At 38.9% G+C, this 12,385-nt stretch carries 14 protein-coding genes; 1 reads left to right on the top strand and 13 read right to left on the bottom strand.

The features are described from left to right. Positions 1-469 precede the first annotated feature (469 nt). Positions 470-1,471, bottom strand: coding sequence for a catabolite control protein A (gene ccpA / locus ESP02_RS11875; RefSeq protein WP_002291653.1), 1,002 nt, complete (start codon positions 1,469-1,471; stop codon positions 470-472). Between the two features lie 209 nt (positions 1,472-1,680). Here ccpA and ESP02_RS11870 point away from each other — a divergent pair, with 209 nt between their 5' ends. Beyond that, positions 1,681-2,784, top strand: a complete 1,104-nt coding sequence (locus ESP02_RS11870; protein ID WP_002400528.1) for an aminopeptidase P family protein — start codon at positions 1,681-1,683, stop codon at positions 2,782-2,784. A gap of 61 nt (positions 2,785-2,845) precedes the next feature. Here the strand turns inward: ESP02_RS11870 and ESP02_RS11865 are convergent, their stop codons facing one another. The 12 genes from ESP02_RS11865 to ESP02_RS13400 all read right to left on the bottom strand — a co-directional run bounded on the left by ESP02_RS11865 (position 2,846) and on the right by ESP02_RS13400 (position 12,289). Beyond that, positions 2,846-3,448 (bottom strand): YtxH domain-containing protein, encoded by a 603-nt coding sequence (locus ESP02_RS11865; protein WP_002400529.1) that lies wholly within the window; start codon positions 3,446-3,448, stop codon positions 2,846-2,848. A 2-nt stretch (positions 3,449-3,450) separates the two neighbouring features. Then, complete coding sequence (locus ESP02_RS11860) at positions 3,451-3,891, bottom strand: DUF948 domain-containing protein (protein ID WP_002308608.1); 441 nt, start codon at positions 3,889-3,891, stop codon at positions 3,451-3,453. Between the two features lie 125 nt (positions 3,892-4,016). Beyond that, on the bottom strand, positions 4,017-4,955 hold the full coding sequence (gene galU / locus ESP02_RS11855) for a UTP--glucose-1-phosphate uridylyltransferase GalU (RefSeq protein WP_002291647.1): 939 nt from the start codon (positions 4,953-4,955) through the stop codon (positions 4,017-4,019). Between the two features lie 14 nt (positions 4,956-4,969). Next, positions 4,970-5,995: an NAD(P)H-dependent glycerol-3-phosphate dehydrogenase gene (locus ESP02_RS11850; RefSeq protein ID WP_038398506.1), complete on the bottom strand. Its 1,026-nt coding sequence runs from the start codon at positions 5,993-5,995 to the stop codon at positions 4,970-4,972. Positions 5,996-6,038: 43 nt separating this feature from the next. After that, a complete protein-coding gene (lgt, locus tag ESP02_RS11845) occupies positions 6,039-6,869 on the bottom strand; it encodes a prolipoprotein diacylglyceryl transferase (RefSeq protein ID WP_002308605.1) in 831 nt (276 codons plus the stop codon). Positions 6,870-6,883: 14 nt separating this feature from the next. Next, positions 6,884-7,822, bottom strand: a complete 939-nt coding sequence (gene hprK / locus ESP02_RS11840; protein WP_002289568.1) for an HPr(Ser) kinase/phosphatase — start codon at positions 7,820-7,822, stop codon at positions 6,884-6,886. A gap of 165 nt (positions 7,823-7,987) precedes the next feature. Further along, positions 7,988-8,338 carry a phage holin family protein gene (locus ESP02_RS11835; RefSeq protein ID WP_002289566.1) on the bottom strand — a complete coding sequence of 117 codons (351 nt, stop codon included), beginning with the start codon at positions 8,336-8,338 and terminating at the stop codon, positions 7,988-7,990. After that, positions 8,338-8,658 (bottom strand): PspC domain-containing protein, encoded by a 321-nt coding sequence (locus ESP02_RS11830; RefSeq protein WP_002294972.1) that lies wholly within the window; start codon positions 8,656-8,658, stop codon positions 8,338-8,340. Before ESP02_RS11830 ends, ESP02_RS11835 begins: the two co-directional genes overlap by 1 nt. A gap of 163 nt (positions 8,659-8,821) precedes the next feature. Continuing rightward, complete coding sequence (gene liaX / locus ESP02_RS11825) at positions 8,822-10,390, bottom strand: daptomycin-sensing surface protein LiaX (protein ID WP_025478457.1); 1,569 nt, start codon at positions 10,388-10,390, stop codon at positions 8,822-8,824. 99 nt (positions 10,391-10,489) lie between these two features. Further along, the gene (locus ESP02_RS11820) at positions 10,490-11,257 is read right to left on the bottom strand and encodes a YibE/F family protein (RefSeq protein WP_002400534.1); all 768 of its coding nucleotides are present in this window, start codon (positions 11,255-11,257) and stop codon (positions 10,490-10,492) included. Further along, complete coding sequence (locus tag ESP02_RS11815) at positions 11,254-11,946, bottom strand: YibE/F family protein (protein WP_002400536.1); 693 nt, start codon at positions 11,944-11,946, stop codon at positions 11,254-11,256. The genes ESP02_RS11820 and ESP02_RS11815 overlap by 4 nt, the downstream gene beginning before the upstream one ends. Positions 11,947-11,986: 40 nt before the next feature. Continuing rightward, the gene (locus tag ESP02_RS13400; protein ID WP_002400537.1) at positions 11,987-12,289 is read right to left on the bottom strand and encodes a hypothetical protein; all 303 of its coding nucleotides are present in this window, start codon (positions 12,287-12,289) and stop codon (positions 11,987-11,989) included. Between the last annotated feature and the right edge of the window lie 96 nt (positions 12,290-12,385).

Below are 12,385 nucleotides of genomic sequence, written 5' to 3'. Positions count from 1 at the left end.
GCGAGTAAATCTTTCTGTCTTTGTGCTTCTCTTTTGTCCATGTAGACTTTCCCTCCGATTCCTATAGTAAGAATGGTCAAAATGATGACTATGGTCTTTCGTCTTTTCTTAGGTAAATAGAAGTCTCCTTTCGGGTTATGTACGATGGATTGTTTCTCCTTTAAGATAAGTACGCAATCGAGCCTGGATTTTTTTGAATTTTTTAGAGTTACTTATCTACTTTTCTACTTTCTTTTTTATCACGTTTTCATTTTAAAGTAATTTTGATAGTAGTGAACAAAATGTAGCATCTACGCACAGATTGTGTCGTATACGATGGACGTAAGGTTTGTTTCCGCCATTCTCTCTTTTTTTAAAGTCACAAAAAAAAGGGGTTATGACAAAATTTTGTCATAACCCCTTTTCTCGAATAAACGTTGTTCCAGAAGTTGACCACTTTTGGAACAACCTCTAAATGATTGATCTTTTATTATTTAGTTGATCCTTTTTCTTCGATTCCATAAGGCAAGATAATCGTTTTTTCTTCGACTTCTTCTTTATTCATCATTTTCGTCAATAGGCGCATGGATACCGCTCCTAAATCGTATAATGGTTGTGTGATACTTGTCAAACGAGGACGAGCTACTTCTGTCAGTAAAGAATTGTTGCTTGTGATGATTTCGAATTCTTCTGGTACTTTTACGCCGCGGTCTAATAAACCATCCAAGATACCAATGGCTAATTCATCGTCTGAAACATAGACAGCTGTTGCACCGCTATTATGAATCCGGTCAACTAGAGACAGACCATCTTTAAAGTTGTATTGTGCCTCAAAGATCAATCCTTCGCTATATGGTAGATTGTTTTCGCTTAATGCTTCTTTATAGCCTTTTAGACGGTTTTGACCATTGATAGGATCAATCAGCGCACCGCTGACAAAAGCAATTTTTTTATTGCCGCTTTTTGCTAATTTATTTACTGCATCTTTTGTTGCTGATACATAATCAATGTTTACGCTCCCTACTTGTTCATCTGGATCAATGGAACCAGCTAGTACAACAGGCGTTTTTGAACGTGAAAATTCTCCACGGATTTCGTCTGTGATATGGTGACCCATAAAGATCACACCATCCACTTGCTTAGCCAATAAATTATTCAATACATTGACTTCTTTTTGATCGTTGCCATCTGAGTTTGCTAAGATGATATTGTATTTGTACATTGTTGCCACATCGTCGATACCACGTGCTAAAGAGGCAAAGAACATATTGCTGACATCAGGAATGATTACGCCAACTGTTGTTGTTTTCTTACTTGCCAAGCCACGTGCGACTGCATTTGGACGATAATCCAAGCGATCGATAACTTCCAAGACTTTTTTTCTTGTTGCTGGTTTGACGTTTGGATTGCCATTTACGACACGTGAAACAGTAGCCATCGAAACATTTGCCTCTCTCGCTACATCATAGATAGTGATTGTTTGCTTTTCCATTTGTGTTCTCCTATTCATATTTTATATGTTTTCTGAAAATACGTCTTACATTTCTAAAATAGGATATCAAATAATCTCAACAATTGCAACCGTTTTATCTCTGTTTTCATGAAAATTTTTACTTTTTTCAGTTTTAAGAACGTTGGTCTTTTAATCAATCAGTGGTACAATTATTGAATACAAAATTAATTTAGAAAGTAGGTTGCCAAATGAATAACGTAAAAATCAATGAACTACGTCAATGGATGGCACAACACCAAGTAGAATTGGCTTATATCAGCGACCCTGGCCACATCGCTTACTTTTCCGGATATGAAAGTGATCCTCACGAGCGTGTACTAGCTCTTTTTATCCCTCTTGAACAAGATCCTTTCCTTTTCACTCCTGCTCTGGAAGTTGAAGATGCTCAAAACAGCAGCTGGGCGTACGATGTACGTGGCTACTTAGACAGCGAAAACCCTTGGGAGATCATCGGAAAAGAGCTTCGCGCACGCTATGGGCAACCTGGTAATGTAGGGATTGAAAAGAATGCTCTGACTGTCGATCGCTTCGATGCTATCTCTGATATCTTGACAGGTACAGATTCTTACACCGATCTAACTTCTATTATCCAGCGTCTGCAACTGATCAAAACGGTAGAAGAAAAAGACAAACTGATCGAAGCTGGTAAATGGGCCGATGTTGCCTTTGAAATTGGCTTCAAAACAGTAAAAGAAGGCGTGACTGAACAAGCAATTATCGCAGAAATCGAATACCAATTAAAAAAACAAGGTGTTTCACAAATGTCTTTCGACACATTAGTCCTTGCAGGAGCAAACGCTGCAAGCCCTCATGGTACACCAGGAAGCACGAAGGTTTCACCAAATGAACTAGTGTTATTCGATCTTGGCGTTGTTTGGAATGGCTATTGCAGTGATGCTACTCGTACAGTGGCTTATCAAAAACCAACAGAATTCCAAGAAAAAATCTACAACATCACTCTTGAAGCACAGCTTGCCGCACAAGAGGCAGTTCGCCCAGGTGTGACAGCAGGTGAACTTGATCAAATCGCACGAAACGTGATCAACAGCTATGGCTACGGCGAATATTTCAATCACCGTTTAGGTCACGGAATCGGGACAACCGTCCACGAATTCCCTTCTCTTGTAGAAGGAAACGACTTAGTGATCGAAGAAGGGATGTGCTTCTCTCTTGAACCAGGAATCTATATTCCTGAAAAAGTAGGGGTACGTATCGAAGATTGTGTGTATGTGACAAGTGATGGTTGTGTGCCATTCACGACTACACCAAAAGAATTACTTGTTTTAGAGTAATGAAAATAAAAAAGGTGAGAGCTGGTCAGCTCTCACCTTTTTATTCTAGAAATGAGTATTCTTAGTGATTGGTAGTCGAATCTGTCATTGTATCTTTCATTTCTTTTTTAGCTTCTTTTGCATCTTCTTTTGCCATTTTCAACATTTCTTTTGTGTCATCTGCAACTGGTTTTGCTTCTGACATTCCTTCATTGACCGTCTCTCCTGCTTTACCTGCAGCATCTTTTACATCGATCATGATATCTTCTGAAGTATCTTTAGCAATACTTCCTAATTCGTCTGCTGGTTTTTTCAGATCTTCTGCTGTTTTTTTGAAACGATTAGATAAATCAGCTGATTGTTCTTTGAGGTTTAACAAGATATCATCTGATTCGCTTCCTGCTTCCTCTGCTGATTCACTTACCTTTTGCTTAACATTACCTGCTAGATCCCCTGCTTGTTGAGAAAGATCTTGCGCTTTTTCTTTTGCAATCCCTGTTAACTCAGATGATTTTTCTTTTGCCATATCTGTGTAATCTGAAGCCATATCCATCAGATCGTCTGCTTGAGCAGCCAATTCATCCCGAAGTTCTTTACCAGATTTGGGTGCTAACAATAATGCGGCGATTGCTGCGGCTGTACCTCCAACTACTGCACCTAATAAAAATCCACCTTTTTTAGCCATTCTTATTTTCCTCCTGTCGTTTCAGTATGTTTTTTGTTTTTAAAAAATTTCATCGCTGTTCCACCGACTTTTCCGGCAACAGTCGCTTTAGCTGTCGTTTTTCCGATTCCGCCGACTTTCGTCACGATGTTTTTACTAGAATGATTAAGTTCCGATACACTTTCACTTAAATCAGCAACTGCTGTGAACAATGGATCGATCGTTGCGACTTTTCCATTGATATCCAAGAGCAGCTCATTACTTTTGACCAGCAACCCTTCTACTTGTCTAGATAAAAGATCTACGTCTTGTGTGACGATCTCAATTGTCGTATTTGCTTCTGCGACAGTCTGGTCTACTTTTTCTAAAGTTTTGGAAACTTGCAACAATACGCGAACGATGAAAACGACAAGTATCGCAAAGGCGATTGCTGCGATCAATCCTGCAATTTCTCCTCCTGACATGATCAAACTCCCTTCTTGTCTCTCTTTTCTATAAGGATAGCATTTTCGTGTTTTTTAAACAAATAAAAACGAGCTTCAACTACTTTTTATTCAATTAGCAGCTGAAGCTCGTTAGAAAAAAATGATTATTTTTTCTTTTCTTCTTTGATTTCTGTTATTCCTTTTGGATTATGATCGATCTTGCTTCCTTCTGCTTCTAATGTTTTACCTAAAGACATGATGTATTCACGCAAAGGTGCTCCTACTTCTGGATGTGTCAGACCATATTCAATACTTGTTTTCATAAAACCAAATTTGTCACCAACGTCATAACGTTTACCTGTGAATTTACGGGCAAATACGCGTTGTGTTTTATTCAACGTATCGATTGCGTCGGTTAGTTGGATCTCATTTCCAGCACCTGGTTGTTGTTCTGATAATACATCAAAGATTTCTGGAGTCAATAAGTAACGCCCAATAATAGCTAAATCACTTGGTGCTTTGCTTGGATCTGGTTTTTCAACAAAGTTTTTGACATTGTATAACCCATCTTCCAGTACTTCCCCTGGGTTGATGATTCCGTATTTTGAAGTTTCATCGTGAGGAACTTGCATAACGGCAATCGTAGAAGCGTGTGTACGTTCATAGTCATCGATCAATTGCTGTGTCAATGGTACTTCGTCTTCCATGATATCATCGCCTAGCATAACGACAAACGGTTCATTTCCAATAAAGGCTCTTGCTTGAAGAACGGCGTGTCCTAACCCCTTTGGATGAGATTGACGGATGAAATGCAAATTGACATCTGTCGTTTCTTCTACTAATTTCAATAATTCAGTTTTTCCTTTTTCACTTAGGTTTGTTTCTAATTCGATATTTGAATCAAAGTGATCTTCGATTGGTCGTTTAGCTTTTCCTGTAACGATCAAGATGTCTTCGATTCCTGATTTCAACGCTTCTTCAACGATGAATTGGATCGTTGGTTTGTCCACGATTGGCAACATTTCCTTTGCCATCGCCTTTGTTGCTGGTAAAAATCTTGTTCCTAATCCTGCTGCTGGAATAACTGCTTTTTTTACTTTCATATACATTCGCTCCTTCAAAAAATTGTTAATGAGAATTCATTTTCTTTTTTCCCATCACGTAACATGATTTCTTTTGCGGCTGTTTTGATTTCTTTTTGTTCATACAGCACTTCATAGATTGTTTGAGTGATGGGCATTTCGATTTCCATCATTTGGGCTAGTTCCATCGCTGCTTGAGTAGTATTCACACCTTCAACGACCATTCCCATATTGGCTAGCACCTCTTCTAGAGGCTGTCCTTGTCCTAACAAGTTGCCTGCGCGCCAGTTTCTGGAATGAACACTTGTGCAAGTAACGACTAGATCGCCTACTCCGCTTAAGCCAATAAAGGTCAGCGGGTTGGCACCCATTGCTACACCTAAACGGCTGATCTCAGCTAATCCGCGCGTCATGATTGCCGCTTTTGCATTATCACCAAACCCTAAGCCGTGAATAGCACCAGCTCCAATGGCAATGATATTTTTCAAAGCTGCCCCCATCTCTACACCAATCACATCAGGGTTGGTATAGATTCGAAAATAATGGTTCATGAACAGCTCTTGTACATATTTTGCTGCTTTTGCATCTGTGCTTGCCGCTGTGATCGTCGTAATGTCATGCTTTGCTACTTCTTCCGCATGGCTTGGCCCAGAAAGAACAGCAACAGCTTTTCTTTTTTCTGTCGGGATTTCCTCTAACAAGATTTCAGAGATCCTTTTATGCGTTCCCTGTTCTAATCCCTTACTTGCATGGATGATCACTGGCTTTGTATTCAATTTGGCAATTAGTTCTTTTGCAACAGAACGTATTGCTTTCGTCGGGATAACGAATAGTACCGCATCTGCATCTTTTACTGCATCTTCCATATCGGTGAATGCTCGGATGGAATCGGGTAGATGATGATCTGGTAAATAACGTTGATTGGTGTGTTGGGTGTTGATTTCTTCTACTTGTGAAGCACGATGTCCCCAAATCCGAACGTCATGTCCGTTTTCAGCGAGGACTTGTGCCAAAGCAGTCCCCCAAGAGCCTGGTCCTAAAACCGCTACTCTATAATTCATTTTACCACTCCTGAAATTTTTTTCATTTTTAACGCTCTGAAAATCAAATAATTTGTTGATTTTTTCCTAACGAGCGGTCATAATCCGGTAAATTTCCTTTTTTTCTACGCCAAATAAACAGAATCAATGTGCCGACAAATAAAACAGCAGACAATAATTGAGAAATGCGGATCACACCTAAAAAGTAAAGGCTGTCTGTGCGTAATCCTTCGATAAAGAAACGTCCGAAACTATACCACATTAGATAACATAAAAGGACTTCTCCTTTTTTCAAAAGATGTGGTTTCTTCCGCAAAACCAAAAGCAGAATAAATCCAATCAAACTCCAAAGCGATTCATAAAGAAAGGTTGGTTGTCGATAGATCCCTTCGATATACATGTTATCAATGATGAATTGCGGTAAATGCAGACTTTCTAAGAAACTTCGAGTCGTGTCTGGACCATACGCTTCGTGGTTCATGAAATTTCCCCATCGTCCGATTGCCTGCGCCAGTAATACACTTGGTGCAGCAATATCTAAAAAGGTCCACAAAGAAATAAAATGATATTTGGTAAAAAAGTACAGTGTGATTGCACCTGCAATCAATCCCCCGTAAATCGCTAATCCTCCTGAACGGATATTGAATATTTGGATTGGATCAGCTATATATTGGGGAAGATCGAATAAAACATAATACAGGCGGGCACCAATAATGGAAATCGGCAATCCCCACAACATAAAATCTGTCACGTCATCTGCTTTTAATCCTACCCGAACAGCTTCTCTGCTGCTGAGCCACATAGCAATAATGATTCCTGATACGATAATCAATGCATACCAGTAGATAGGAATTCCTACAAGCTCAAAAGCAACTCGATTGATTTGTGCTAACATATTGTCACTCCTTGCTAGTCATTGCCTGAGTTTTCTTCAATCAAGCGACTTAATCTTTCTTCAAATGTTTTCGTTGCGTCAAAGCCCATTGTACGTGCGCGGAAATTCATCGCGGCTACTTCAATGATGATTGCAACGTTTCGTCCTGTTTTGACAGGGATTTTTATTTGTGGAATGCCCACTTCCGCGATTTCAACGGTCGTGTCTTCAGAGCCCAAACGGTCGTATTTCTTATCTTTCGCCCATGCTTCTAGATAAACAGCTAACTGGACTTGCATAGAGCCTCGTACCGCACTCGCACCGAAAAGATTCATTACATCAATGATCCCGATTCCTCGAATTTCAATCAGATGTTCCAGGATTTTAGGAGGTTCTCCGATTACCGTCAGTTCATCTTGCTGATAGACATCTACTCGATCGTCTGCAATCAATCGATGTCCGCGCTTAATCAGTTCCAACGCCGTTTCACTTTTCCCGATCCCACTGTCACCTTGAATTAGTACACCTAATCCGTAGACATCGACTAACACACCGTGGACACTTGTTCGAGGGGCTAAGCGCCCATCTAAATAACTAGATAATTCACCTAGTAGCCGGGATGTTGAGATGGGCGAACGCAGCACAGCTATCCCATTTTCATTGGCTGCTTGGATCATTTCTTCCGGAGCCGGCAATCCTCTTGAAATAATAAATGCGGGCATATCTTCACTACATAATCTTCTCATGATGATCAAACGCTCTTCTGGGATCATCCGTTCCGCAAAACTGATTTCTTTACTGCCAAATAGCTGTAAACGATTATGGGAATAATAATTAAAATAACCGGTCAACTCTAGTCCTGGGCGTGAGATGTCCCCAGTCACGATGACGCGGTCTAAACTTTTCTCGTCGCCTGTGACGATTTCTAAAGATAATTTTTTTACTAATTGGCTAACTTTTACAACTTCTGACATTCATGCTACCTCATTTCTATTAGAGTGTTCTCTATCATTTTATCATTGTCTAGCCAAAAGTACTACCAATTAAAAAAAACGTTTTTATTTAATTACCAATGTAATAGAAAACGCATTCTTGATTCTAAACAAAAAAGCTGCGCCGAGATCTCGGCACAGCTTTTTTTATTTTCTGCTGTTATGTTCACTAACAATTACATTGACAAGTGACATTAAGATAGCTACTAACAATGCTGCACCAAATGAAGAAAAACTAAAATGTTCTGCTCCTACAAAAAAGGAAGTCATTTTAAGAATCGCTGCATTGATAACAAACGTAAACAATCCTAATGTGACTAATGTAAAGGGCAGGGACAGGATCGTCAAAATCGGTTTGACAAACATGTTCAACACAGATAATACGAAGCTGGCAAGAACGGCCGTCCAAATACTGCTCACATGGACCATTGCAGGAAAAAGAACAGCCAACGATATGAATGTTAACGTATTAACCAAAATACGCTGAAAGTACGACATTAAAAGTCACTCCATTCGTCATCATCGATTTTTTCCGCTTCTTTGCGTTTTTTTGTTTGTTCACGAGTTTGTTCACGATAATTGTTTTTTTCATAATATGCATTGTTATGTCCATAGTTTGTTCGTGCAGAACGCGCAGATGGGATAATCAAAGCTAATAAAATGTATAAAATGATTGGACTTCCAAAAGCAACTAAGCTTAGGAATACATAAAGCACACGGATAACGGTCGGATCAATCCCGATATATTCCCCAATCCCTGCTAAAGTACCTGTCAAAACAACATTTTTATTGGATTTTGTCAACTTTTTTTTCATCATGTCTCACCTCTGTTCTACTATTTTAAATGAAGAAAATCGTTGTGACAACCTTCTTCTTAATCGGTGTTCAAGAGATAGCCTATCGGCAATAAGGCATAACTTTGTAAAATAGGGGAAGCTCGCTTCTTATTGCTCAAGGCTGAACATCTCTTTCACAACCTCTTTATTTATCTGTATCTTTTAAATAGATACTTCCTGTTGTCGTTGAAAGTTGCACTTGCGCGATTTCATCATCTGAAACACGACGGAATTGCAACATTTGGTTTGTCCGTTCTTTTTTCTCACGAACTACTTCGTAATTGGACAGACGGCTGTTGATGCTTCCAAGACTTGTTTTAGCGTGTCCTTCCAAACCGATGCTATCTGGTAAAGCAACTTTGACATTCCCGTTCACTGAACTTGCTTCTACTTTTTTCAAATTATCTTCTTTAATCGTAAGACGTACATCACCATTTACTAAAGACACAGAAAGGTTTTCTGGTGTCGCACCAAATGTCACTGTTCCGTTTACTGTTTCGATAATAGAATCTAAGATGTTCCCGTTTCGAATATCGATATTGCCGTTTACACCTTCTACTTCCAACATCGTTGCAGTTAATTGGTCCACGATGATGTTCCCATTCGTAGATTTTGTATAAATATCTTTAGCTTCCAATGTCTCAATCATGATGTTGCCATTTAGAAGTTTGATAGCTGCATGGTCGTATACTCGTTTAGGTAAGTAGAAAACAAGGTCTGCACGCACACGCTTATTTGGAATTTGGAAGGAGATATGATCTTCATTGACCTCAATCTGGCTCCGTTCAGAGAATGCTTCAAATGGTTCAGCACCCATCTTTCCGTAAAGTTTGATCTTAGCTTCCACTTTCACATCATCACTGTCCCACGTTTTTAACGTCACGTTTCCGTTTGCTGCCTTGATATCAAGGATACTTGCTGCAGGAGCTTCATAGTAAAATTCATGTTCAAATTTCGTTGTCGCAATTCCAGGGACACGTAAGCTGACATCTTTCCATTCCATGTTGTCATTTACTGTTTCTGAAACAGTTTGGAATGTTTTCTTCAAGAATTTGCCTAACTGTGATCCAGCTTCTGACATTTTTTCGCCTACTTGATTCAGCGTATCTGTCGCTTGATCTTTCCAATCATCGGGCAATTCAAACTTATCCGTAAACGTTTCTTTTTTCTCAGACCATTGGTTCTTGCGGATATCTTTTAATTCTGCTTCCAGCTTCAATTGTTCTTCTAATAGTGTATCGCCGGTTGCTTCTAACTCTTTGATTTCTGCTTCTAACGTTTGACGCTGTGCTAATTCTTCTTCTGTCAACTCGCCTAATTCTTCTTTTGTATTCAGCTGCATCAATGCTTCCTGTTTCTCATTGCGTGCTGCCTTATTGTCAGCGAATTGAGCATTTACTTCGTCTAGACGCGCCGAAGTTTTATTCGCTTCAGTTGCTAGTTCATCTAAGATCTTTTCTAAGTTTTCTTGATCTTGTCTTTCTTTTTCTTTTGGATCAACTGGCTCAGAAATTTTTTCTTCACCGTTTTCAAGTTCATCGATCAATTGACTTGCCTGATCTTTTTCTTTATGACTAGCAGTTACCTTGTCTGCTTCTTTTTTGATTTGTTTTTCGTCTTTTTCAGTTGCCATGCTTTCTAATAAATCTAAGCCTTCTTCAGTCGAAAGGATTCCTTTTTTCACTAAGTCTAAAATACGTTCTCTTTCTTTCATGGAAATTGCCTCCTTAAGCAAAATTGTTTGCAAGCTTTTCCTTACATCCATATTATGCACTGATTCAGTAAAAATGTCATAGGACTTAAGTTGTAACTTTTACTCCATCTTGAGATGTTCTTTCTTTTTTGTAAAGAGATATGCTGTAGTCACGCAAGTTAAGGGCAGGACAAGTAGTGCGGCCAATGTGGTAAGGATAGCCATCGTATATTCCAAGACAAATGATTTTTCATTGATTATTTGCTGAAAAGGAATATCTAAATCAATAAACCAAAGAATCAACGCTAAAGAACTCCCCATAAACGCAAAAAGAAGAGTCATCACTGTTGACGCCAATATTTTTTTAGCAATGGCAAAACTAGCATGGCGCAATTGGTTAAAAGACAATTGCGGATTTGCCTGATATACTTCGAATGTTCCACTAGAAATCGCTACACTCGCATCTAAAACAGCACCACTAAGACTGATCAGAAGCAACGACCTCGTAAGTAGTCTAAAATCAATTGCTAACGTCTTATCTAAGCCAGATAGTTCTTCTAGTTCTATCGAAGTAAACCCTTGGATCGCTAAAAAATCAGTGATAGGAAGCAATAGTAGGAAACAAAACAAAAAGATCAGTATACTGGCAAAAGCGGCTCGCATTTTCAGATTATAACCGTTGATAAAAAATAAGATAACCACAGCGATCAATAGGAATCCTATAATCGACAATACCAATATCGGCCACTCCTGATGATAGCCGAATAATAATAGGAAAAAGATTCCTAAATTAATGAATAATCCTAAAAGAATATACATACCTTGCGTACCACCGACAAATAGCACACTGATTGCGAAAATCCCAACAAGTATAATAAGTACATTCATTTTTTTAACCTCCTTACAGCGAGAAAAAAGAGGACCGCGATGGGGATTGATAATACTATTCCTAAGCTGCCAGCAATGACGCGTAAAAACTCTAATGATAAATGTTGTTCTATCGTTTCTTTGAAAGACCATTGATTTCCTAAATATAACAGAAGCGACGGAATCGCTCCGCTGATATAGACGAATAAAAGGATATTAGCCATCGAACCAATCACATCTCGGCCCACTTGCCTTCCTGAAAGCCATAACTGTTTTGCTGATATTTTCGGTTGTTGCTTGGTCAATTCTTCTAATGTCGCAATGACTGTGATCACGGTATCGAGTGTCCCTCCAGCTGTCCCGATCAGCACGCTGGAAAGAAAAACAGAACGATACGGTCGTGTCAGATAATTTAGTTCTTCATAGCGCAGTCCTTGATCTTTCCAATGATTCATTGTCAAAAGACAAATAAAAAATGCTAAAAAAACACTTGTAACTGCAGCCGAAATTTTGATTATACTGCTTCTATTCCATCCGTCTAACGCCAATATACTAACGATTATCCCTATAACGACAAATAAGATTGCTATATTTAAGAGAGAGATACCTTCTGTTTTGGTAAAGAGGAGCAACAAAAGTAAAAGTAAAACGATGTTGACGATGAGACTTCCTAAAGCAAATACGCCCTGTTTTCCACCAATAAGCAACATGGTGACAATGAAGATACTTGTAAAGAAAAAAAGCCAGCCATCATTTTTTTTTTGCTACTAGTTGCCATTCATCTCCATGCATTTGGACAAGATAGATTTGTCTTGTTGTTATATTTGCTGTTTCGATTTGATTTTTTTGATAAGGAGCCGATAAAGAAATCACTTCTCCTTTTTGGTCCGTGTTCATTAATCTTCCTGTAATCAATTGCTGATCCTCTTCTATTCTCACTCTTTCGATCTCGATGACAGGTACGTCATATAGAGCAGCTTGACGCTGAATAAACCATGAAGCAAGTATACAAATAAAAAATAGAGTGATGATGATGCCAATCTTTTTTTGCATTCTTTATCCTTTCTATCGAAATAATGAAAAGGGTTTGTGACATGTTTTGTCACAAACCCTTTTCCCGAATAAACGGTATTCAAAAGCTTGCATCTG

This window comes from Enterococcus sp. NBRC 3427 (assembly GCF_007996925.1).
Lineage (GTDB): Bacteria > Bacillota > Bacilli > Lactobacillales > Enterococcaceae > Enterococcus_B > Enterococcus_B lactis.
Note: the sequence above shows the minus strand (reverse complement) of the source record. Positions and strands in the feature narration are given on the sequence as shown.